Annotated in this window: 20 protein-coding genes; 7 read left to right on the plus strand and 13 right to left on the minus strand. The window is 68.4% G+C overall.

From position 1 onward, the window contains the following. The first annotated feature begins 1 nt into the window (after position 1). Positions 2 to 442, plus strand: coding sequence for a hypothetical protein (locus BLR03_RS11645; protein WP_091252723.1), 441 nt, complete (start codon positions 2 to 4; stop codon positions 440 to 442). 41 nt (positions 443 to 483) lie between these two features. On the opposite strand, the gene BLR03_RS11650 is transcribed toward BLR03_RS11645, so the two are convergent. Beyond that, positions 484 to 3,888: a DEAD/DEAH box helicase gene (locus tag BLR03_RS11650; RefSeq protein WP_091252725.1), complete on the minus strand. Its 3,405-nt coding sequence runs from the start codon at positions 3,886 to 3,888 to the stop codon at positions 484 to 486. A gap of 196 nt (positions 3,889 to 4,084) precedes the next feature. Here BLR03_RS11650 and BLR03_RS11655 point away from each other — a divergent pair, with 196 nt between their 5' ends. Further along, the gene (locus tag BLR03_RS11655) at positions 4,085 to 4,996 is read left to right on the plus strand and encodes a DMP19 family protein (RefSeq protein WP_091252726.1); all 912 of its coding nucleotides are present in this window, start codon (positions 4,085 to 4,087) and stop codon (positions 4,994 to 4,996) included. Positions 4,997 to 5,102: 106 nt separating this feature from the next. Here the strand turns inward: BLR03_RS11655 and BLR03_RS11660 are convergent, their stop codons facing one another. Next, positions 5,103 to 5,648, minus strand: coding sequence for a COG4315 family predicted lipoprotein (locus BLR03_RS11660; protein ID WP_091252728.1), 546 nt, complete (start codon positions 5,646 to 5,648; stop codon positions 5,103 to 5,105). Positions 5,649 to 5,847: 199 nt separating this feature from the next. Here BLR03_RS11660 and BLR03_RS11665 point away from each other — a divergent pair, with 199 nt between their 5' ends. Then, positions 5,848 to 6,357 carry a sigma-70 family RNA polymerase sigma factor gene (locus BLR03_RS11665; protein ID WP_091252729.1) on the plus strand — a complete coding sequence of 170 codons (510 nt, stop codon included), beginning with the start codon at positions 5,848 to 5,850 and terminating at the stop codon, positions 6,355 to 6,357. Beyond that, a complete protein-coding gene (locus tag BLR03_RS11670; RefSeq protein ID WP_091252731.1) occupies positions 6,354 to 7,037 on the plus strand; it encodes an anti-sigma factor family protein in 684 nt (227 codons plus the stop codon). Before BLR03_RS11665 ends, BLR03_RS11670 begins: the two co-directional genes overlap by 4 nt. 61 nt (positions 7,038 to 7,098) lie before the next feature. Here the strand turns inward: BLR03_RS11670 and BLR03_RS11675 are convergent, their stop codons facing one another. Both BLR03_RS11675 and trmB read right to left on the minus strand, forming a co-directional pair. Continuing rightward, positions 7,099 to 7,905, minus strand: coding sequence for a DUF1206 domain-containing protein (locus BLR03_RS11675; protein ID WP_091252843.1), 807 nt, complete (start codon positions 7,903 to 7,905; stop codon positions 7,099 to 7,101). Between the two features lie 138 nt (positions 7,906 to 8,043). After that, positions 8,044 to 9,000: a tRNA (guanosine(46)-N7)-methyltransferase TrmB gene (trmB, locus tag BLR03_RS11680; RefSeq protein WP_254788422.1), complete on the minus strand. Its 957-nt coding sequence runs from the start codon at positions 8,998 to 9,000 to the stop codon at positions 8,044 to 8,046. Positions 9,001 to 9,172: 172 nt separating this feature from the next. Between trmB and BLR03_RS11685 the strand changes: the two genes are divergently transcribed. Next, positions 9,173 to 10,405 (plus strand): MFS transporter, encoded by a 1,233-nt coding sequence (locus BLR03_RS11685; protein ID WP_254788439.1) that lies wholly within the window; start codon positions 9,173 to 9,175, stop codon positions 10,403 to 10,405. Between the two features lie 79 nt (positions 10,406 to 10,484). Here BLR03_RS11685 and BLR03_RS11690 read toward each other — a convergent pair whose 3' ends face one another. Next, positions 10,485 to 11,774, minus strand: coding sequence for an MFS transporter (locus BLR03_RS11690; RefSeq protein ID WP_091252733.1), 1,290 nt, complete (start codon positions 11,772 to 11,774; stop codon positions 10,485 to 10,487). A 23-nt stretch (positions 11,775 to 11,797) separates the two neighbouring features. Beyond that, on the minus strand, positions 11,798 to 13,063 hold the full coding sequence (locus BLR03_RS11695; RefSeq protein WP_091252734.1) for a M20 metallopeptidase family protein: 1,266 nt from the start codon (positions 13,061 to 13,063) through the stop codon (positions 11,798 to 11,800). A gap of 194 nt (positions 13,064 to 13,257) precedes the next feature. Between BLR03_RS11695 and BLR03_RS11700 the strand changes: the two genes are divergently transcribed. Both BLR03_RS11700 and BLR03_RS11705 read left to right on the plus strand, forming a co-directional pair. Beyond that, positions 13,258 to 14,289, plus strand: coding sequence for an Lrp/AsnC family transcriptional regulator (locus BLR03_RS11700; RefSeq protein WP_175460509.1), 1,032 nt, complete (start codon positions 13,258 to 13,260; stop codon positions 14,287 to 14,289). Positions 14,290 to 14,473: 184 nt separating this feature from the next. Beyond that, the gene (locus BLR03_RS11705) at positions 14,474 to 15,913 is read left to right on the plus strand and encodes an MFS transporter (protein ID WP_091252849.1); all 1,440 of its coding nucleotides are present in this window, start codon (positions 14,474 to 14,476) and stop codon (positions 15,911 to 15,913) included. A 133-nt stretch (positions 15,914 to 16,046) separates the two neighbouring features. Here the strand turns inward: BLR03_RS11705 and cycA are convergent, their stop codons facing one another. From cycA to BLR03_RS11745, 7 genes are all read right to left on the minus strand, one after another. After that, complete coding sequence (gene cycA / locus BLR03_RS11710; protein WP_175460510.1) at positions 16,047 to 17,573, minus strand: D-serine/D-alanine/glycine transporter; 1,527 nt, start codon at positions 17,571 to 17,573, stop codon at positions 16,047 to 16,049. 433 nt (positions 17,574 to 18,006) lie between these two features. Beyond that, entirely contained in the window at positions 18,007 to 18,432 is a 426-nt protein-coding gene (locus BLR03_RS11715) for a hypothetical protein (RefSeq protein WP_175460511.1), read from the minus strand. After that, on the minus strand, positions 18,429 to 19,082 hold the full coding sequence (locus BLR03_RS11720) for an Asp23/Gls24 family envelope stress response protein (protein ID WP_254788424.1): 654 nt from the start codon (positions 19,080 to 19,082) through the stop codon (positions 18,429 to 18,431). The genes BLR03_RS11715 and BLR03_RS11720 overlap by 4 nt, the downstream gene beginning before the upstream one ends. After that, positions 19,079 to 19,666: an RNA polymerase sigma factor gene (locus BLR03_RS11725; RefSeq protein ID WP_254788425.1), complete on the minus strand. Its 588-nt coding sequence runs from the start codon at positions 19,664 to 19,666 to the stop codon at positions 19,079 to 19,081. Before BLR03_RS11725 ends, BLR03_RS11720 begins: the two co-directional genes overlap by 4 nt. Positions 19,667 to 19,819: 153 nt before the next feature. Continuing rightward, positions 19,820 to 20,050, minus strand: a complete 231-nt coding sequence (locus BLR03_RS11730) for a CsbD family protein (RefSeq protein WP_091252739.1) — start codon at positions 20,048 to 20,050, stop codon at positions 19,820 to 19,822. Between the two features lie 733 nt (positions 20,051 to 20,783). Further along, positions 20,784 to 21,452 carry an SAM-dependent methyltransferase gene (locus BLR03_RS11740; RefSeq protein ID WP_091252740.1) on the minus strand — a complete coding sequence of 223 codons (669 nt, stop codon included), beginning with the start codon at positions 21,450 to 21,452 and terminating at the stop codon, positions 20,784 to 20,786. After that, a complete protein-coding gene (locus BLR03_RS11745; protein WP_175460512.1) occupies positions 21,449 to 22,543 on the minus strand; it encodes a class I SAM-dependent methyltransferase in 1,095 nt (364 codons plus the stop codon). Before BLR03_RS11745 ends, BLR03_RS11740 begins: the two co-directional genes overlap by 4 nt. Between the last annotated feature and the right edge of the window lie 65 nt (positions 22,544 to 22,608).

Genomic DNA, 22,608 nt, shown 5'->3' on the forward strand with positions numbered 1-22,608 from the left:
CGTGAGTGTCGCCCTCAGATGGGGCCGCCGGTCCGGCATCGTGCTCCATCCCCGGATCTGTGCCGCCGTGACGGCGGGGTCGTGCCTCGCGCACCTGTGGCTTGTCGCCGGGAACCAGCACGGGACCTGGCTGAACGTGCTCATGCTCGCCATGGTGGCGGTGTGCCTGCCGTGCGCGGTGCACATCTGGCGCCACGGACGGGTCAGCTCCCTGCGCCAGGTCATGGCCTCGGCACTGGTGATGACCGGGGTCCACGCGGTTCTGCTCCTCGGCGTCGGGTCCGGCGCCGGGGGCCACAGCCATCATGGCGCCGCGGCCGCAGCCTCCGGTGCGGCGCCGTCCGGTGCCGGTGCGCTGCTGGCGGTCATCGTGCTGGAAATGACGACGGCGCTGCTCGCCGCGACGCTCCTGGCCCGGCTCCGGACCCGGCCCCGCGGCTGAAGTCCGGGCCGGGGACCCGGCCGCGGCGCGGGTCAACCGTGTCAGTCGTTGAAGAGCCCCGCCAGGTCCTCGGCGGTCAGGGCGCCGCCGGTGAGCGCGTCGCCTTCCATGACGTCGGCGAAGAGCTGGGATTTCTTCGCCTTGAGGGCCATGACCTTCTCCTCGATGGTGTCCTTGGCGACCAGCCGGTAGACCATGACGTTCCGGGCCTGGCCGATCCGGTGGGTCCGGTCCACGGCCTGGGCCTCCGATGCCGGGTTCCACCACGGGTCCAGCAGGAACACGTAGTCGGCCTCGGTCAGGTTCAGGCCGAAGCCGCCGGCCTTGAGGCTGATGAGGAACACCGGTGCGGCGCCGTTCTTGAACTCGTTCACGACGTCGGAGCGGTTGCGCGTGCTGCCATCGAGGTAGCAGAATTCGATGTTCTCCTCGACCAGGCGCTCCCGGACCTTGCCCAGGAAGCCGGTGAACTGGCTGAAGATCAGGGCCCGGTGGCCCTCGGCCACGAGGTCCGCGAGCTGCTCGAACAGGACATCGAGCTTGCTGGCCCGTACGCCGGAGAGCGAGGGGTCGATCAGCGACGGGTCCAGGCTGAGCTGCCGGAGCAGGGTCAGCGACTGGAAGATGGTGAAGCGGTTCTTGTTGACGTCGTCAATCAGGCCCAGGATCTTTTGGCGTTCCCGCTGCAGGTGCGTCTGGTAGACCTTCTGGTGCCGCGGATTCAGCACGACTTCCAGGATCTGCTCCTGCTTGGGTGGCAGGTCCCGGATGACCTGTTCCTTGGTGCGCCGCATCATGAGGGGCCGGACCCGGCGCCGGAGCTTGTCCAGCTGTGCCTTGTCGGCGTTCTTTTCCACCGGCTTCTGGTAATACTCGGCGAACCGCTTGGGGCTGGAAAAGAGCCCGGGCGCCACGATCGAGGTCAGCGCCCAGAACTCCATCAGGTTGTTCTCCAGCGGGGTGCCGGTGATGGCGAGTTTGAAGGCGGCCGGCAGCTTGCGGGCGCACTGGTAGGCCTTGGACTGGTGGTTCTTGACGAACTGGGCCTCATCCAGAACCAGGCCGGCCCAGGTCCGGGACGCATAGGCCTCGTAGTCGATCCGGAACAGGGCATACGAGGTGATGACGATGTCTGCGCCAGCCATCGCCTCGGCCGGGTCCGCACCGTTCTTGGCGAAAGTTTCGCCAATGGCACGCACCGTCAGTCCCGGCGCGAACCGCGCCGTCTCAGCCTCCCAGTTGCCCACCACGCTGGTGGGGGCGACGACGAGGAAGGGCGCGGTCCCGGCGTCGGACTGGGCTTCATCTCCTGTGGCCGCATCCTTCGCGGCGCAGATCAAGGCCAGGGCCTGGACGGTCTTGCCCAGGCCCATGTCGTCAGCCAGCACGCCGCCGAGCCCGTGGCGGTACAGGAAGCTCAGCCAGTTGAAGCCTTCCAGCTGATACGGGCGCAGCTCGGCGTTCAGCGTCGCGGGTAACGGCAGCCCCTTGATGTCGCCTTCCAGCAGGCCGCCAACGGATTCGCGCCAGGCGGCCGCCTGTTCGTCGACGATGCCGAGGTGCGCGAGCTCGTCCCACAGCCCGGCCTGGAAGCGGCTGATCTGCAGGGGCGCGTCTTTGTCGCCCGGGTTGTCCTGCAGCGAGCGGGCCTCATCGATCAGTGCCCGCAGCTGGTGCAGCTCCGGCAGGTCCAGGGAGAAGTACGCCCCGCTGGGCAGCAGCATGCGGGTCTGCCCGGCCGCGAGGGCCGAAAACAGCGCCGCGAAGGACACCGGCTGGCCTTCCAAGGTGATGACGATGCCCAGATCGAACCAGTCGCGGCTGTCCGTAGCTTTCGTGGAGATCGCGACCACGGGCGCTTCCTCGGCTTCGCGGTAGTCCGCGATTTCGCCGGAGGTGTCCACCGCGACATCGGGGAGGTCGCGGAGCCGGGGGAGCACGTCCTCGGTGAAGGCGAGCGTGTCCAGTCCGGACAGTTCCGCCGTGGCCGCCAGGCGCGGCGTGCCCCAGCCTCCGGTCGCGGATTCGCCCAGGGCCGGAACCACGTCCCAGGGTTGCCCGACGGCCTCCAGGATGCGGGCCTCGGCGGGGTCGTCCCGGTAGCCGTGGTCGCCCGGATGCCGCCACAACGGCTGCGCCGTGACGAGGTTCCCGGACTTGTAATGCCATTCCCAGTGCAGCCGGACCCGGTGGTCGGCGCCGTAGTTGGCCAGCAGGGACAGGGTGGGGACGGCAAGCGCGGGCAGTTCCACGGACTCGTCCGAGGCCGTCACCCGGGCGGTCTGCTTGAGTTTGGGGTAGAAACCGGTCAGGAAGCGGCTTTCGTCCCGGGCGGGGATGTGCAGGGTGGTCCCGCCCGTGACGAAGGTCAGCAGTTCCTCGCTGAGCCCGCTTTCCAGCGGGGCGAGCGTGATGACGGGGTCGGCCGGGGCGACGCCGGGCAGGGCGCCGCCGTCGGACGTCAGGAAGATTCCGTGCGCCGGGCGGCCGATGGTCCCCACCGACGCCGGATCCACCACTTCGCCTTCCACCGTGATGGTCGGCGCGAGTTCCAGTCCGCCGTCGTCCCCGCCGGTGCCGAACCGCGCCAGGTTGAGCCCGACGGCGGCCGGCTCCTGAACGAACCGTACCGGCTCCGTGCCGCGGCTGTGCACCAGGGCGAGGCCGATCTTCTGGGCCTGGGACAGCAGGCTCCACAGGTTCTTGCCGGCGTAGGTGTTGAGCCCCAGCCACAGTCCGGTGCCCGCATGCTGGCGGTTCGCCACGGCGGTGTGCGAGGCGAGGAACTCCTGCATCCACTCCACATGCGCCTCGTTGCATTCACGCCGGTAGTTCAGGTAGCTCAGCGTGCTCCAGGAGACGTCGCCGCGGATCCACTTGCCCTTGGCCCCCATGATCACGGGCCGTGCCTTGAGCTGGCGGACGCTGCGGAGCGGATCGCGGCGGCCGGTGTAAGAAAAATGCGGGGCGGGTTCCTCGACGTCGAACTGGAGCGCCAGGGGCGTGCCGTTGGCGGACGGGGTGATGCCCGGGCTGGCGATCAGCGGACTGAGCGCCTGCTCCCAGTCGGCCAGCTCCGGCGGCGCGCTCTGGCGGGACAGCCGCGTGGACTCCGCCGGGGCCAGCAGCTGAAGCCGGATGGCCGGGTTGTCTTCGGCCGAGAACAGCAGGGCCGCCACGTGTTTGCAATCCTTGCGCACCGGGCAGCTGCAGACGCCCACCGTGCAGCTCCAGCCGCCGGTCTTCCGCACGAGCTTCGCCGTCGTGGAATAGGGAACGTCGGAGCCGCCCCGCACCTTGCCCAGGAGCAGCCCGGTGGCGGCATCGAAGGACATTCCGGAAACGCGGCTCCCCATGGCGTAAGCAAGCCCGGCCGCAAGGGAGCGGTCGTTGATCGCGGGAGTCTGAATTGCCAGTGCCGCACTCTCGTCCGGATGGGATGGCATGTGCGCGCTACTTTCGGCAGGAGGTCATCTGATCCATCTTAGCGAGCCTTTAAGGTCCCCGGAACTTCGCCGGCCGCCGGGGGAACATCCCCCAAACTTCGCCTGACGTTCAACTGGGGCATGGCTGCCGGCAGGGACGACGGACCTACCGTGGAGGGGTCCGGAGTATCAGCAGTTCCAGCAGTAAGGATTTCGCATGACCAACGGTGAGCCCACCAGCCAGTCCGCCCACAGCTACCCGACCGTGCTGACGACGGAAAGCCTCAAGGGTGGCAACGAGGACGTCGTCGACGCAAACGTCAACGTGGTCAACGCCATGTTCGAGGAGTTGCTGGATGCGGACGAGATCTCCCCGACCGCGCTGCGCAGCTACTACGTGGACTTCTACCTGACGCAGGCGCAGGCCGGCGGATTCGCGCAGTACGTGTTCACCGCGCCGGAACGCGAGGAAATCGATCCCTATGTCCGGGAAGGGCTGGCGGGCATGGGCGCGGCCGCGCATCTGGACCTCTTCAACCGCACGGTGGCGGCTTTCGGCGCCCTGACCGACACCGACGTCGAGACCTACCTCGACGGCGGCAGCGGCTGGGTCGCCGGAGGCGACACGGAGGCCGACGACCCGGAGGAGGACGTCTCCGACGCCGTGCGGCGCATCGAAGAACTGGACGGGGAATTCGAATCGGTCCTCGCAGCGGAGGACATCGTGGCCCTGAACGCCGCGTGGCTGCGCGACCAGCCGGACCTGCTGGTCCTTGCCGACGACGACCTCGATGTCCACATCGCCGGCAGGGTGGCCCGCATCCCCGACCTCGCAGAGCGCCAGGCCGCCGCCGCGGCCGAAGCCCTTCTGGACGCGCCGGAGTTCGAACAGATTATCCGGGAGCTGTGCGACATCGCCGGGCACAGCCTGGAACGGATCACCATGGGCGATCCCAACTACGAGCACAACGGGGAGACCACCCTGGCCTGGCACTTCACCACCGAACAGGGCGGATTCCTCATGCTCGAAGACGATGACGAGGCGTTCATGCTGAACCCGCGGACCAACGAGATCCTCGCGGCCGTGGAGTTCGAGGAATCGGTGGAGTTCGACGAGGCCGACGCCTAAAGGGCTTTCCCTACGGTCCCGGCGGCGGCGCCATTGCGCGCTGCCGCCGAGACCGCCACTGCCTGGGACCCCTTACTGCGGCCTGGCGACCTTCCCGCGCGCCTTTTTAGTAGCCGCCCGCCGCGGTCTTGATCATGTCCCCGGACGGTGTCACGAGGTACCAGACCCCGCCGACGCCCTGGCCCAGGATGTCTCCGGCGGCCTGGTCCTTGCCGAAGTAGTAGAGGCGCATCCCGTTGATGGTCACCTGCTTCTTCCCGTCAGGGGTGGCGATGGTTCCGACCGTGCCGGTGACGCCGTCAACGGCGGGGGCAGCCGACGTCGTCGTGACAGCGGGCCACGAGGCCGCGCAGTCGCCGGTGCAGGCGCTGGCGGTGGCGCCCTTCGCGTCCTTGGTGAAGACGTAGACGCTCATCCCCTTGGCGTCCACCACAATCTGACCTGCCGTGGATGCGGCCGTCTTGAGCTCCGCCGCGGTCATGGGCGCCGGACTCGCCGCTGTGCTGCCGGACGACGCCATGGGAGTGGACGCGGCCGCCGAGGAGGGGGCCGGCGCTGCCGACGTCGGCGTCGTCGAGGTCGCGCCGCCACAGCCGGACAATAGCGCGGCAAGGGCGAACGCGGACAAGCCTAGGCTGAGGTGCTTCTTCATTGCTGCTCCTTGACTCGAGCCAGCCCGACTCGCCAGGCCGGCGCTACTTGCTAAGACGTATGGGGCGTGCGGAATGGTTCATTTAGGGCTGTCGTGGACACGTCGCTGTTCACGTCAGCCCAGTCCCGGGGCACACTGAACTATTGGGCGCGCCCGTACGTCTTACAGGGGGCAGAGCACAACTCGCGGGAGGTGGGACATGCCGCTGGACGAGGACGTCGTGGCCGCCATCTACCGCGACCACGGTGCGGCCTTGAAGCGGTTCGTCCTCAGCGCTTCCCGGGACCCCCAGCTCGCCGACGACGTCGTCCAAGAGACAGTGCTGCGGGTCTGGCAACAGGCGCCGCAGATCACCGGCAGCCTGCGCAGCTACCTGTTCCGGACGGCCCGGAACATCATGATCGACAACTATCGCAAGGCCCAGCGGCGCCCGCAGGAAACCGGTGACCGCGAAGTCCCGGACCCCACCGACGGCGCAGGCGCCGCCGGACGCATCGACGATCTACTCAACAAGGTCCTGATGGAGGAGGCGCTCCTGCGGCTCAGCGCGGAGCACCGCGACGTCCTCGTGGCGCTTCACTACCGCCGCTGCACGGTCCAGGAGGCAGCCGCCCAATTGAAGATCCCCAGCGGCACGGTGAAGTCCCGGGCGTTCTACGCCGTGCGGGCCCTGCGGACAATTCTGGACGAAATGGGGGTGCAGCGGTGAACGACGGCGGGCTGCATGAGCTCCTCGGTGCGTATCTGCTCGGCGGGCTGGAACCGGCCGAGGCCGCCGCCTTCGAACAGCACCTGGCCGTCTGTGCGGACTGCCGGCAGGAACTGGACGAACTCGCCAGCCTCCCCGCGCTGCTCGACGCGGTCCCGGTGCCCGACGCCGTCGCACTCACCGCGGCGGCTGCGGCCGCCAGGGACCGTGCTCTTGTGCGGCAGGAACCCGTGCCGGTCCCGCGCAGGCTGCTCGACGAACTCGCCCGCCGGCGCCGGACGGTGCGGCGCCGGTGGATAGCGGCCGTGGGCGGCGCCGCCGCCGCATGCCTGGCGCTGGGGATCCTGGCCGGTCCGCTGCTGAACCAGCCGGCCAAGCCTGACGCAAGCTACTCTGTGACGGCGAGCAGCGGGCTGGAGGTCACGGTGGGACTCGCCAAGAAAACCTGGGGCACCGAACTGGCGGTGGACGCCCGCAGCCTGCCCGTCGACGGGACCCTCTCGCTGTGGGTGAAGGACCGCGACGGCGGCGAAGACCGCGCCTGCGCATGGACGGCCACGCCCACCGGAAAGGTCCGGATCACCGGGGCGACGCCGGTGCAATTGGCCAAGATCGCCAGCGTCGAGATGCGCAATGAGCAGCAACAGACTGTGGCCGTCATCGCCGTGCCGCAGGGTTAGCGGGGGCCGTTCCGGCATGGGCCCGGGCAGGTCACGCCCGGGTCCTGCAAGTCCGCGGGACCTACATCTTCGCGAGCTTGGCCCGCACCGCCATGTAGATGCCGTAGCAGATCAGGCCGACCCCGACGGCGGCCAGCAGATACACGCCGAACGGCTGTTCGCGCAGGGCTTTGAGGCTGCCGTCGAGCCCGGTTGACTCTTCCGGGTGGGCTTTCACGGTGGCGATGATGATGAGCAGGCCCACCAGCAGCAGAGCGAAGCCCTTGGCGGCGTAGCCCACGACGCCGACGACCGTCACCGCGGTACGCGCCTGCTTCTGGGACGGCATGCGCAGGTACTTGATGAAGGACTTCCGGAAGCCGCGGATCGCGTAGACGATCCCCGTGACGGCCACCGCGGCGCCGATGACAATCAGGAGTGCGACGCCGCCGGGCGCCTTCATCAGGTTGATGGTCAGATCGCTGGTTGACTGTCGGTGGTCGGCGTGTGCGCCGGTGGCGACCGAGGCCAGGGTGAGGGCAAACCCGGTGTACACCACGGCCTGCAGGCCGGCTTTGAGCTTCTTACCGACTTTCTTCTTGGTGGGCAGGTGCTCGAAGTCGAAGATGGCGTCGCTGGCCTGCCAGATGGCCAGCGCCACGCAGGCGGCAAACGAGGTCCAGAGCAGCACCGGCCCGGCCGGCTGCCCGGCGAGCTCTTCCACGGCGCCGCTGACGTCGGCCTGGCCCTGGCCGCCCATGGCGAGCCGGATTGCGACCAGCCCGATGAGGAAGTGCAGCAGTCCCGACACGGCGAACCCCGCCCGAGCCACTACTTCGAGCGGCTTGGAATTGGTGACTTCCTCGGCGACCTCGGCGGCGTCCTTCATTTCTTCTTTGATGATCGTTTCCTTAGTGCTCACTGGCGAGTCCCGTTCCGGAGCCCTGGCAGCTGCGGCAACCGAACTTCTTCCGTAATCGTGCCACGCGCAGAGGTTCAGGAACAGATTCCCGCGAGCCGGTTCTTCCTAGCGGCGGCGGTAGCTGAGATCGAAGATCAGGCGCCCGGCTTCGTGGGCCTTGTTCTCAAAGCTGGTGAGGATCCGGCCCTCAAACCGCGGCGCCCAGCCGCCGGTCCCGTCGACGCCTTCGTTGGGCCCGGTGTGTTCGGTGCTGACCGGCGCCCGGCCTTCCTTGACGGGCGCTCCGCCCACCCGGGATTCGACGCCGGACTCCCAGACCTGGGTCAGGGGGCTGTCCGCACCGGCGCGCTCACCCTCGTGCAGGTTCTCGAACTCCGCAGAGCCCGCCATGACCTCGCGGACGTGGACGGCGTAGTTGGACCAGTCGGTCGCGATCCGGAAGATGCCGCCGGGCCTGATGGCCCTGGCCGCGAGGTCGGCGAAGGCCGGCTGGATGAGGCGGCGCTTGTGGTGCCGGGACTTGTGCCACGGATCCGGAAAGAACACCCACAGTTCCGTGACGGAACCGGCAGGCAGCATGGTGGCGAGCACCTCGGGGGCGTTCGCCTCCACCACCCGGACGTTGCTCAGCTTGCGGCTGTTGATCTTGATCAGGGTGTTGGCCAGGCCGGGGGTGTAGACCTCCACGGCCAGGAAGTCCTTGTCCGGGTTTTCCTCGGCGGCGTGGCAGACGGCGTCGCCCAGCCCGGAACCGATCTCCACAATCAGCGGAGCCTTGCGGCCGAATTCGGCTTTGGCGTCGAAGACGTAGTCCGGGTGCACCGAGGTGTTGGCGACGTGGCGCGGGACCTCCACCGCCCAGCGGTCTGCGTGCTCCTCCCAGGCGGCCTGGCGGCGTCCCTGCAAGCGTGTGCCGCGGCGAACGAAGCTGACCGGACGGCCCCCGTACGTGCCGAACGAGGCCTGGCTGCCCGGGGTCACGGGGCGGGGCAACTGCGTCTCGTCCGGGACGCCGGGCTCCGAGGATTCCGGCGTGCCGGGGGATTCTGGGGATTCGCTCATCCTTTCCAGAATAGTGGAGACCCGCCTACCGAAGTGATCGGCAGGTTGGTCGGACAGTGACGACGGTGACACGGCAGCCGGCGAAGAGCCTGCCAGAATGGGGTCCGTGATTGTACCGAAAAGCTCCCAGGACCCGACTGCCAGCGGCATCGGGATCGACGACCGCCCTGGCCTGCTGGTGGATGCTGAGATCGACGACGTTCCCGCGGCGGAACCCACCCGGGTCGGCAGCCGCCGCGGCCTGGCCTACCTGGGCGTGTGCCTGGTCCTGATCGGGCTGAACCTCCGCACGGTGTTTTCGAGTTTCTCCGCGGTCCTGCCCGAGGTGACAGCCGACGCCGGGCTGCCAAGCTGGGCCGTCGTCGTCCTCACCACGGTGCCGGTGACCCTGCTTGGGGTCTTCGCCCCGCTCGCCCCTGTCCTGGCTCGCCGCTTCGGCGCCGAGCGGGTATTGCTCGGTGCCATGGCGGTTCTCACTGGAGGGCTGCTGCTGCGGCCGGTGGAGCTGCCGGGAGCCGGTCACCTGCCGGCCCTGTTCGCCGGAACCGCCGCGTGCGGCGCCGCGATTTCGCTCTGCAACGTGCTGCTGCCCGGCGTCGTCAAGCGCGACTTCCCACACCGCCTGGGCCTCATGGGAGGCCTCTACACCACGGCGATCTGCGCCTCGGCTGCCCTGGGTGCCGGCTTCACCTTCCCTGTTTTCCGGGCAACCGGGCAGTGGACAGCGGCGCTTTGGTTCTGGGCGCTGCCCGCCGGCGTCGTACTTCTGCTGTTCCTGCCGCTGGCCATCAGGCAGCGGCACGCCCGGCACCAGACTTCACACGGCGGCGTAAATGTGTGGCGCTCGGCGGTCGCGTGGCAGGTGACCCTCTTCATGGTCCTGCAGGCCATGATGTCCTTCAGCGTTTTCGCCTGGCTGGCCCCGATCCTGCGCGAACGGGGTGTGGACGGCGGCACGGCCGGCCTGATCGTCGCGGCCTCGATTGTGCTGCAGATGCTGGGCTCGCTGTTCGCGCCGGCGCTGGCCACACGGTTCCGGGACCAGCGCGCCATCAACACGGTGGTGGCCCTCATGACCGGGGGAGGGTTCGCGCTGAGCATCTTCGGTCCCACCGAATTCCTCTGGCTGTGGACCGGCTTGCTGGGCCTGGGCCAAGGCAGCCTGACCGCCGCCGCACTGACCCTGATCATGGTCCGTACCCGCGACGGGCACACCGCGTCCCACCTCTCCGGCATGATGCAGGGCGTGGGCTACGGGCTTGGCTCCAGCGGCACCCTCCTGGTCGGCCAGCTCCACCAGGCCACCGGATCCTTTGCCGCGGCGGGCGTCCTGTTCCTGCTGGTGGGCTCGCTGGCCGCCGTGTTCGGCTACAGGGCCGGGCGGGACCGCTTCGTCGGCGGCTGACCCAACTAGCTAGCAGCAGGGGCCGTTATGACGTCTCATAACGGCCCCTGCTGCTAGCCAGTTGGGTGCTGCCCCTGCTTTAGAGGGTGAGGTCCTTGCCCTTCGTTTCCGGGATGGTGAAGACGAACACCGCGGAGATGGCGAGCAGAAGCACGGCGTACACGTTGAACAGCTGCGGCATCTGCACGGTGGTGCCGAGCCACTGCTGCAGGTAGGGTGCGGTGCCGCCGAAGACCGCCACGCAGATCGAGTACGGGACTCCGACGCCCACGGTGCGGATGCTCGTGGGGAACAATTCGGCGTAGACGGCCGGCACAATCGCAGCGCTGGCGGCGATGAAGATCAGCATGACGGACATGCTGACGGCCAGCTGCCAGGCGGAATCCTTGAGCAGGGCGGTCATCGGGAAGTGCATGATGCCTGCGCCGATCGCACCGGCCCACAGCACCTTCTTCCGGCCGATGCGGTCCGCCAGTTTGCCCCAGAAGGGCAGCGCCGCGATGAATACGATATTGCCGATCACGCCGGCCCACAGGGCCTCGCCGCGGTCGATCTTCAGTGCGGTGGTGGCGTAGCTGGGGGCCACAACGCCCCAGATGTAGTAGATGACGGTCAGGCCGACTGTCAGGCCGATCACCTGAAGGGCCTGCTTGCGGTGGCGGACAATCTGCGGCCAGATCGGGGCGCGCTTCTCCGCCGAGGCTTCGCCCTCAAAGACGTCCGTTTCGTGCAGCCGGGACCGCATGATCAGCGCGTAGAGACCCATGGCCGCGCCGATCAGGAAGGGGACGCGCCAGCCCCACGCGTTCATGACTTCAGTGCTCAGGGTCATGTTGAGCACGGCACCCAGCAGGGTTCCGAACAGGATTCCCACCGTGCCGGAGGTGTAGATCAGGGTGGCCCAGTAGCCGCGGTGTTCCTTCGGCGCCATCTCGGACAGGTAGGTCTGCGACGACGGCAACTCCCCTCCGTGCGCCAGTCCCTGGACCAGGCGCGCCACCAGGAGGGTCAACGAGGCCCAGGCCCCCACCGCGGCGAAGGTCGGCGCGATGCCGATCATCAGGCTGCCCACCGACGCCAGCCCCACGGCCAGGGTCATGGAGGCCTTGCGGCCGATCCGGTCGCCGATCCAACCGAACAGGAAGCCGCCGAACGGGCGGGCAACGAAGCCGACGGCGAAAATCGCCAGCGTGGACAGCACCGCGGACGCAGGGTCCGACTTGCTGAAAAGCTGGCTGGCGATGAACGGCGTGAACGTGGCGTAGATGGCCCAGTCGTACCATTCAACGGCGTTGCCGATGCCGGTGCCGATGATCGTCTTGCGGGTGGATGTCCGGGTTGCCGGCGTCGTGGACGCGGTTGTAATCATGGTCTTCTCCCTCGGGGGTGGGGCTAGGAAAGGGTGGAGGCGGCGACAGGGGCGGCCGCGGCGGGAGCGTGTGCTGCCGTAAGCGCGGCCAGCCTCGATATGGCGAGCTCCGCGTAGAGTGCGGCGCCGTCAGCCAGCACGCCGTCGTCGAACGTGGCGTACGGGGAGTGATTGAACGCGGACGCGGCGGGGTCGGCGTCGCGGGGGACGGCGCTGAGGCCGATGAACGTGCCGGGGACCTCGGCGAGCACCCTGGAGAAGTCCTCGGAGCCGCTCAGCGGGGTGGCCCAGCGGGCGAGCCGGGAATCGCCGAACAGGCCCTCAATGACGTTCTCCGCGGTGTGCGTTTCGTCCTCGTCCGTGATGGTGAGCGGGTACTCCTGCTGGTAGTCGACGTCGACGTCGAGGCCGTGCGCCGCTGCGATGCCCTTCAGCAGGCGCGGCACGGCGTCCATCATCTTCTGCCGGGATTCCTCGGAGAAGGTCCTGATGGTGGCCTCGATGCGTGCGGTTTCCGGGATGATGTTGCGCTTGGTGCCGGCCTGGAGGACCCCGACCGAGAGGACGACGGGATCGAACATGTTGAACTGGCGGGTGACCATGACCTGGAGGGCGGTGACCATCTCGGCGGCCGCCGTCACGGGGTCCTTGGCCGAATGCGGGGCCGAACCGTGGCCACCGGCGCCGAGCACCGTGACCACCAGCCCGTCGGACGAGCTGAGCATGACGCCGGGTTTGGTGCAGAAGGTGCCGTGCGGTTCGAGGGCGGAAAAGACGTGCATGCCGTAGGCGGCGTCCACGCGCCGGCCGGCGGCATCCAGCACGCCTTCGCGGATCATGTGGCTGGCGCCGTCGAAGCCTTCCTCGCCGGGCTGGAACATCAGGACGACGTCGCCGGCCAGCCGGTGCCGGCGTTCGGCCAGGAGGGTGGCGGCCCCTGCCAGCATGGACGTGTGGAGGTCATGGCCGCAGGCGTGCATGGCGCCGTCGATCCTGGACGTGTAGTCCACGCCCGTCTTCTCCTGTACCGGCAGGCCGTCCATGTCCGCGCGGAGAAGGACGGCCGGGCTGTGGTCCGTGCCGGCTCCGGGAGCCTGGCCGCGCAGCACCGCGGTGACCGACGTCGTGCCCTGGCCCAGGGTGATCTCGTAGCCGAGCCCGTCGAGCGCCTTCAGCACTTTCTCCTGGGTCCGCGGGAGCTCCAGGCCGATCTCGGGCTCCCGGTGCAGCTCATGGCGGAACCGGGCCAGGTCCGCCTGCATTTCCCGGGCGTCTGCGGTGATCGGCACGTTTTCTCCTTGCTTGTCGTTTGACGAAATCGCTTGATTGACGAATTGGTTTTGTCGCTGCGGCTTGGTTCGGGTCCGCTGAGGACCGCCTGCGTCTATTCTGAAGTGACACGGTTCACATGCGGCTAAAGGCCTGAAAAAATGCAAAAACAGGCTGGAGTCGCAGTTTTCGTGCACAAATGAGGGGAAGAATAATGGAACTCAGCGAGGACGACCTCGCCCTGATCAACGTCCTGCAGATCGCTCCGCGGCTGAGCTGGGCGGATGCCGCGGAGGTGCTGGGCGCCCACGCCACCACCCTCGCCGCCCGCTGGGAACGGCTGCGGGCCTCAGGCGTCTCCTGGGTCACCGCCCACCTGATCGGCGACCCGCACCAGATGTGCCTGGCGTTCGTCGCCGTGGATTGCGAAATGAACCGGCGCGAGGACGTCACCGCCAGGCTCGCCGAGATGCCGGAAATCGTCACGGTAGAAGAGGCAGCCAGCAACCGGGACCTCATGCTGACCGTCATTACGCCCTCCCTGGACGACTTCAGCCTGAAGGTCATCTCGCAGCTGAAGGAGATCGACGGCCTCGTCAAATACCAGACCGCACTGTGCACCAGGCTGCACGCCAGCGGCGGCTCCTGGCGGCTCAACGTGCTGAGCCGCGCACAGCAGGCCGCCGTGCGGGCATTGGCCGGCGCCGAGACCGCCGGAGCCGCCCAGGCCGCCGCCCTCGGACCGTTGCCGGAAAGCCACCTGGCGCTCCTGCCGTTCCTGGCCAGGGACGGACGCGCCACGGCGGCCGACATTGCCCGCGGTCTGGGACGGCACCCTGCCACCGTGCAGCGGCAGCTCAACCGGGTGCTCGCCAGCGGCATCCTGTCATTCCGGTGCGAGGTAGCTCAGAAGTTCTCGGCTTTCCCCGTGACCTGCCAGTGGTTCGTCAACGTCCCCGCCGGCCGGCATGAGGCAGCCGCGGCCGAGCTGAAGACCATGCGGAACGTGAGGCTCAGCGCCTCCACCACAGGTCTCACGAACTTCGTGATCATCATGTGGCTGCAATCCCTGGCCGACGTCATGACGATCGAGCTGGCGTTGCAGCAGAAGGTGCCCGGGATCGAGCTCGTGGAAAGCGTCGTCATGCTGAGCACCGTGAAACGCGTGGGGTGGATGCTGAATCCTGACTCGCGGGCGAGCGGCGCCGTCGTGGTCCCGGCCCAGGGGCTCGATGCGGCCGGCTGACCGGCCGGACGGCCGGTGCCGGGGCGCGCAGCTGATGTGCGCGGGGTGCCGCTCTTGTAGGCTGTGGCACGTGCCACGAACCGACCCACACGATAGTCAGAAACTCAGTCGGAACTCCAGCCAGAAACCTAGTCGGAACTCCAGCCGGAACCCCAGCCAGGAATCCGTCCCGGAATCAGCCGGCATCTTCCACCGCAGCTACCTGCTGGTGACGCTCGGTGCCTGCGCGCTGGTGTTCCTGGCGGCCTTCGAGTCCCTTGCGGTGACCACCATCATGCCGCTCGTCAGCCGGGAACTGGACGGCGCAAGCCTCTACGCGTTGGCCTTTGCCGGGCCGCTGGCCACCGGGGTGATCGGTATGGTGGCCGCCGGCAGCTGGTCCGACCGCAAAGGACCCGTGGCGCCGCTCCTGGCCGCGGTGGGCATGTTCGTGCTGGGCCTGCTCATCGCCGGTACCGCCGGGACCATGCCGGTTCTCGTGTCCGGCCGGCTTGTCCAGGGACTGGGCGGGGGTGCGCTCACGGTGGCCCTCTACGTGGTCATCGCCCGGGTCTACCCGCCAGTGCTGCATCCGAAGATCTTCGCCGCCTTTTCCGCGGCCTGGGTCATCCCGTCCCTGGTGGGCCCGTTCGCTGCCGGCGTCGTGGCGCAAGTGGCCGGCTGGCAGTGGGTTTTCCTCGGCGTGGTGGGACTCGTGGTCCCGGCCCTGCTCCTGACGGTGCCGGCCCTGCGCGGCCTGCACGGAACCCCGGCCCGGGGCACGGGAGGTGCCGCCGCCGCGCCAGCCCCAGGGGCGGCAGGCGGTGAGGCGGCAGCCCTCGAGACTGCCGGGGGTGCCCGTCCGCCGGGCGGTCCGGCCAAGTTGGCGTTGGCAGCCTTGGCAGCGCTCGCCGTGCTGGGCCTGAACCTGTCCGCCGAGGTCCAGGGGGCCGGCGGCGTGCTGGCGGCGGCCGCCGTCGCCGTCGCACTTGTGGCCGTCCGTCCCCTTATGCCGCGCGGAACCCTGACCGCCCGGCGCGGCCTGCCGAGCGTCATCCTCACCCGCGGGCTCGCGTCCGCCGCATTCTTCGGCGCCGAGGTCTATCTGCCGTACCTGCTCGTGGAACGCTATGCCTTCGCCCCCACTTTTGCGGGCCTCACGCTCACCGGCGGTGCCATCGCCTGGGCGGCGGCCTCGGCCATCCAGGGCAGGCTGGGAACCCGGCTGGAGCACCGGCGGGCGGTGCGGATCGGCTCGGCCCTGGTCCTCGGTGCCGTTGTCCTGGCGTTCGTGACGACGGTACTGGCCTGGCCGGCCGCTGTCGCGATCGGGGGCTGGATCCTCGCCGGGGGCGGCATGGGGCTGATGTATCCGCGCCTGAGCGTCATGACTCTGGCCCTCTCCACCAGGGACACGGAGGGATTCAACAGCTCGGCCATGTCCATCTCGGATTCGCTCGGCGGCGCCCTGGCCCTCGCCGGCACGGGAGTCGTCTTTGCCGCGTTCTCGACGACGGCGTCGACGGCGACAACGGCGGCGTCGTTCGCCGGAGTCTTCGCGCTGACGGCGGTGATCGGCGTCGCCGCCGTGGCTGTCGCGCCGCGCGTCGCCGTCGTCCCGGCTGCCCTCAGGACACGGGAGTAAAGGCACCGCAGGCGATCGCACGATCAAGGGCAAGGAGCCCCGGCCGGAAGAATCCGGACGGGGCTCCTGCACGTCCCGTCACGGCGTGTCCGTGCCGGGGTGTCTCTGTCGAGGCTTAGCGGAGGCTCAGGGGTCAGACGGTGGTGCGGACGACTTCCTCCGAGCGGACGGCCTGCCATTCCACAATCCGCGCCTGCTGCAGCGGTGTCTTCCGGTTGAAGTGCCAGGCGGCGCCCAGCAGCAGGAACCAGATGGGGGCCACGAAGAGTGCCAGGCGGGTGTCATCGGCCTGTGCCAGCGCGACGAGCATGAAGACGAAGAACGCGAGGACCACGTACGGCATGAAGGCGGAGCCGGGCATCTTGAACTTCGACGCCGCGTGCAGGGCCGGCCGGCGGCGGCGGAAGACGATGTAGCTGACCAGGATCATGGACCACACGAACATGGTCAGCACGGACGCCACGGAGGTGACGATGGTGAACGCGCCGATCACGGAGTCGCCGGCGTAGAGCAGGACGAGTCCGGCCAGCAGGAAGATGCAGGAGAACAGCAGCGCGTTCTGCGGGACCTTGCGGCTGCTCAGCTTGCCGAAGGCCTTCGGCGCGTTCCCGTCCTGGGCCAGGCCGTAGATCATGCGGGAGGTGGAGTAGATCCCGGAGTTGGCGCTGGAGGCCGCGGAGGTCAGAACCACGAGGTTGATGACGACGGCGGCGATCCCCAGCCCGGCGAGGGTGAACATGCCGATGAACGGGCTGCTGGCGGGATCGATGGTGCGCCACGGGTTGACGGCCATGATGACTACCAGGGCGCCGACGTAGAAGAGCAGGACGCGGACCGGGATGGAGTTGATGGCACGCGGCAGGTTCTTCTCCGGGTCCTTGGTCTCGGCGGCGGCAGTGCCCACCAGTTCGATGCCGGCGAAGGCGAAGATCGCGATCTGGAAACCGAGGATAAAGCCGAACATGCCGTGCGGGAACATGCCGCCGTCGTTCCACATGTTCGCGAGGTTGGCTACCGCGCCGTTGGGGGACGTGAAGTGGGTGGCGATCATGATCGCGCCGGTGGCGATCAGGGCCACGATGGCTACGACCTTGATGATGGCAAACCAGAACTCCGCTTCACCGAACGCCTTCACGGTGGGGAGGTTCAGGAGGACCAGCACCACGGGGGTGAGCAGCGCCGGGATCCACAGGGGGGTGCCGGGCGCGAGCTTGTCCACGTAGCCGGAAATGGCGACGATGTCCGCCACCCCGGTGACAACCCAGAAGAACCAGTAGGACCAGCCGGTGAAGAAGCCGGCCCAGGGACCCAGGAGGTCGCCGGCGAAGTCACTGAAGGATTTGTAGTTCAGGTTGGAGAGCAGGATCTCGCCCATGGCCCGCATGACGAAAAACAGCATGAAGCCGATGATCATGTAGACGAAAATCACGGACGGGCCGGCGAGGGAGATGGTCTTGCCGGACCCCATGAACAGGCCGGTGCCAATGGCGCCGCCGATGGCGAGCAGTTGGATGTGTCGGTTGCCCAGGGCACGGGCGAGGTGCGGCTCGCGGCTCCCGGCGGATGCGCCGTGGGCGGAGACGGCGGTTCCAGCAATTTCAGATGGTGCAATGTCGGATTCTGCAGTGGCCGGAGCGGCCGTGGTGATGCGTTCAGACATGAGGCTTCTTCCTTGTCACAGGCGGTCGCAGCGGGCGGGGGTTCCGCGATGCGGTCCGCACGGATCCGTCAGAGTGTGACGGAGGTAACAGTTTTGGCGGGTAGATCAAGATTAGGGCCGGTATTTGGCGGTCCCTGTTGCCGCGGCGGCCCGCGTAGGTGAACCAGCCGGTCGGTGATACGTCGTGCTGATGCCCGCCGCACGGAGGTCCGGCACGGTGCCGGAATGGGCCTGGAACCCGCGTCCTTCCCGGGCTTTGGGGGAAGAAGCGACGCTGGCGCAGCTGTCCGTCGCGGCCGCTGACGCCGCTCTTCCGCCACTCACCCATTCGCGGGCGCCTTCGACAACTGTCGAACATCTTAGCCTCAGTTGTCGTCCGCTGTCTTTTGTCACATTTTTGAGCCGCGAAGGCGGCTCCGCCGGCGCCTGCAGCCTAGTGGGTGACGCTTTGGTCGCCGCCGATGTGGACGATGGCGACCTCGACAGACACGGGCTGCGGGCTGAAATGCCGCCGCACCGCGGCGGCCACCGCCCGGGCCACGTCCGGCGCCGGGTACGCCCTGCTCACTCCGATGCGCGCCTTGACCGTCGTTACCACTGTGCCGGTGCCGGACTCGGTGACGTCCACCGGAGAAGGTGTTGCTGCGCCCGCGGCGGACCGGGCCGCCCCCGCAATCGTCTGCCACAGCGGACGTGCCGGATATACCGTCGTCACGCCGTCGACCGCCAGGATGACCTCCTGGAGTTGTGCCGGCGGCGACGCTGCGGAGAACGCTGCGGGAGCGAGCACTCCGGAAGAGCGCGCTGCGGCGGGTGGCGCCACGGGTGTTCCGTTCCCGGGAAGCAAGGGCTCGGTCATGGCTCCTCCTGTGGAGTCGGCGGGCCTCCGGGCCCGGGGGGCTGCTCCGGATGCTGGGGTTCAGGGTTCAGGGGCCCCGGCTTTCCGGGCTCCAGGACGTCGGTGATGGTGACGTCGATCGCCGTGATGTTCAGTTCGGTCTGCCGGGCAAGGGCCGCGGCCAACTTCCAGCGCAGGGTGGCGGCACGGTCCTCCAGCGGATGCCCGTACACCACGGCGAGGTCGACGCCCACGGTGATGGGCGCCCCGGGCCGGGTGACGTCCCCGTACAGGCGGCATTTTCCGGCGGCGGTGCCGGGAAGCGCATCCGCCACGGAGCGGATGAGTGCCGAAATTGAGCCCTCCGTCTCGGTGAGGACGTCCTCGGGTGAGTCGGAGCGCAGGGGAATGCTCCGGCCCGGCCGCAGTTCCAGGCGCAGGTTGCCCAGGATGGTCTTCATCCAGTCATCGCTTCCGCTGCCGGCGGCGGCGGTGTCGGCGTCGAGCAATTCATGGCCCAGGGCCGAGAGGCTTCGCAGGGATGCCAGTCCGGACTGGCATTCGGGACAGTCCGCGAGGTGGCCGGGATCGCCGATCCGTCCGGTGTCCAGGTATTCGCTCAGGTCTGCGAGGCTGTGCCCGCAGCCGAGAATGTCGCCGGGAGAGCTCATCGCCAGTCCTCCATTTCGCGGGCCAGGGTGATGCGTGCCCGGGCAAGGCGGCCGCGGACACTGGCAGTGCTGATGTTCAGGGTTTGCGCAATTTCCTCATAGCTTTGGTCATTGAACTGCTTCAGCACCCAGCAGCGGCGCTGCTCCTCGGGCAGGGCGGCGAGGGCGGCCTTGAGGGCATCCAGTCGGGAACCGTTCAGGGCGGCGCTTTCCGGATGGTCCTGGTGAGCGGTCCCCGCGCCGGCCTCTACCCTATGGTCCAGATCCCCGATGTTGGAATGGTTTCTCCGCTTGCGCAGGTGGTCAATGCTGCGATTGCCGGTAATGCGCAGCAGCCAGCTCTTCACTGCGTCGCCGTCGCGCAGGGTATCGAGCTGTTTCCAGGCCTGCATGAGCGATTCCTGCACGACGTCGTCGGCGTCGGCGAGGGAGCCGGTCAGGCGGCGGGCGCAGGCCCGCATGAGGGGGCCGTGCCGGCGGGCCAGCGCCTCAAAGGCTGCCGTGTCGCCGTCGGCGGCCCGTCCGGCCAGTAATGCGTCCGGTACGAGGTCCAATTGATGTGGCGCCGAGGGTGAACCAGTCACGAGTCTGTCGCTTTCCTCTGCTTCCATAACGGGCCTTCCGAGCGGGGCTTTCAGTGCCCGCCAGCCCGGGGCCCGGGCTGCTTGCTGCGGTCCGGGAATCCCTGCCCTGGGCGGGGCCTCCCGGACCGCAGAGTCGTTGCACGGCGTCCGGCCCTATTCTTTGCTGAAGCCTTCCTTGAGCTTCCGCGCGGCGTCCTTGAGGTTTTCTCCGATGTCGGCGGCGGCGTCCTTGACCCGCTCGCCGGCCTCCTGCAGCTTGGCGCGGGCCTGCTCCTGCTGGCCTTCGCGCTTGAGGTCCTCGTTGCCCGTCAGCCTGCCGGCACCTTCTTTGGCCGCACCGATGTGGTGGATGACCGTGTTGTTGACCTTGTCGTCGGTTCCCATGATGTTCCCTTTTCTGTCATTGCTAGGCGACGCAGTAGAGCCGTAGGTCCGCCCGGGCTAGCGGGCGCGATCAGGTCCAGCCACCTTGGTCCTGGTGCCACTGGTGATTCGGACCAGAACCGGAAGCGGATGGCCCAGCAACGCGTCGATACCCTGGGCCAGTTCCTTTGCGGTATCCGCGATCTCCCGGGGGATGCTCCCCGCCGGGCCTGAAGCCGCAGCCGGAGTCCCGTTTTGCCCCTGGATTCCCAGGACGAGACCGATGCCCCGAGCACCAGGCGGTTGCCCTCGAGTGCTTGCTTGACGGCCGCCGCGATGAGCCCGGTTTCGACCACGGTGGTGCCGCGGTCGCCGTCGACCCCCCGTCCGACCCTGGGTGTCCGGCCGCCGCCCTGCGATGCCAGCCAGGCGATGCTCAGCCCGGCCGCCAAGACGAGCACGGCGACTCCCGCCACGGCCCGCCAAGAGCGGGCCGGGACCGGAATCGGTGCCGAGGGGAGGAAACTTCCGGCATGGTCCATGAGGGACGATCCCCTGGCCGCCCAGGTGGCCGCAACGCCAGGCATCATCCCGGCAGCGGCCGTTGCCGCCCCGGCTGCGAGCAGCCCGAGCCCGGCCAGCGCCAGCAGGATCCGGCTCCCTGGCGCCGTCATAAGTGAGACGGGTCCGGAGCGGACTTCCTCACGGTCGAATCGGAGCGAGCTGCATCACGTGAGGTTTGGGGTAGGTCACGCTATTGGGCGGCCAGCCGGGTGGCGCGCAGTACGGCGTCCGTGAGCGACGCAGCCTCGCCCTCGGGGCCGATGACGCTGCGATGCCGGCTGTCGAGGACTTCCAGGCGCCATTGGGGCTCCTCGATCCGGAGCTCATGTGCAAGCTCCTCGGCGGTGAAGAACTTCTCTGGCGTATGGTGCCCGCCCCACGGCGGCAGGCCGTCGGGGTGGTGGCCGACGATCAGCAGGGTGCCGCCGGTGCGCACCGCGGCCGCGGCGAGCTGCAGCGCCTGTTGCCACGGCATCTGGGTGGAGTGCAGGAACTGGGCCGTGACGAGGTCGAACAACCGGTCCGGGACCCAAGTGGCCAGATCCTGCTGCACCCACTCGATCTTGGCCGACTGACCCCGTTCCTGGGCGTGGGCGGCCGCGCGTTCAAGGGCGACGGCCGAGACGTCCAAGGCGGTCACGGTCCAGCCGCGGGCCGCTAGCCAAATGGCGTCCGCGCCCTCGCCGCAGCCCAAATCCAAGGCCTGGCCGGGACTCAGATGCGCAACCTCCGCGATCAGCTGTGGATTCGGCTGCCCGCTCCACATCCGCGGGCGGCTGCTGTACTTTTCGTCCCACATCCGGGCGGTGCTGACCGGCTCCGCAGGATCGGCGTGATGCTCGTGGCTGTGTTCCGTCATGGTTTCCCCTCATCGTGGTGGGCGGCCGGGTTATGAAGGCCGTCTTCCGATTGGCTGTTTGCCTGCGCTCCGGTCTCCTGCGCTCCGGTCTCCTGTGGGCTGTGCCCGACGGCGGCAGGTACGACCGCGGTGACGAACCCGGCCGGCGCGGACCGCCGTCGGGTCTCCCGGCCGAAATTCCTGTGTTCCTCAAGGACCAGCCCGAAGGACGCGACAAAGTCCGCGGCACTCTTCCTGGCCGGGGGTGTGTTGTCGATGCCGAAGGTCAGGGGCTCGCCGACAAAATTCGTCGCCGCCCGGGCGTACCTCATGTACGGCGACCGCGAGGCGACGATTTCCCGGGAGAAGTAGTCAAAGGCCAGGACGCTGCCGGGGGCGGTCCGTGCAATCCTGCGCAGTGTCGCCTCGACGGAGGCCCGGTCCAGGTACATGGTCACCGCCTCCCAGAGGAAGAACGTGGGCCTGCCGGGGTCAAACCCCGCGGCCACCAACTTCTCCATCCAGTCCTCGGTCTCGAAATCGGCGGACACATAGGTCGCCAGGTTTGTGGGCAGGCCAGCCTTTTCGAGCATTGCGATCTTGTGGGCCTGGGTCCGGGGCATATCGATTTCAAAGTAGCGCACGCGGTTCTCCGGTGACAGCCTGAACGCCCGGGTGTCGAATCCCGCCCCAAGGACCACGAGCTGGTCCACGCCGGCAAGATGCCGCTGGATGGCGGCGTCGTAGTAACTGGTGCGCGCTGTCGACTGGTGGTGCACCGGTGCGTGCCCCCGGTAGGGATAGCGGTAGATCCTGGGAACGTAGCCCGTTAGCAGGTGGCCCACCAGGGTGGGTGCCGTCTCCAGCCGGACCCCTTCCTGGGACACATTCGGCATGACCGCCATGAGCCGGTCCGCAGGGTCATCCAGCCTCGTCTGCAGCCGGTGCTGCATACAGCGGGTGTAGAGGGAGGCGAACACGGTGGCCGAAACGCCCGTCCGCCGGCTGTACGCGAGCATTCGGGGGACTGTCGCGACGTAGGCCGCCACCCCTAGGGGAAGCAGGGCCAGTTGGATGACCCGAAAGGTTCCAGCGGCAACTATTCCCGGCATCGTTGCCCGTCTCCTCTCGCCGCCCCATCCGCCCACCATGCTCCTCCGGGACGGAACCGGGGTCA

It is taken from the genome of Arthrobacter sp. ok909 (assembly GCF_900104405.1).
Classification (GTDB): Bacteria; Actinomycetota; Actinomycetes; order Actinomycetales; family Micrococcaceae; genus Arthrobacter; species Arthrobacter humicola.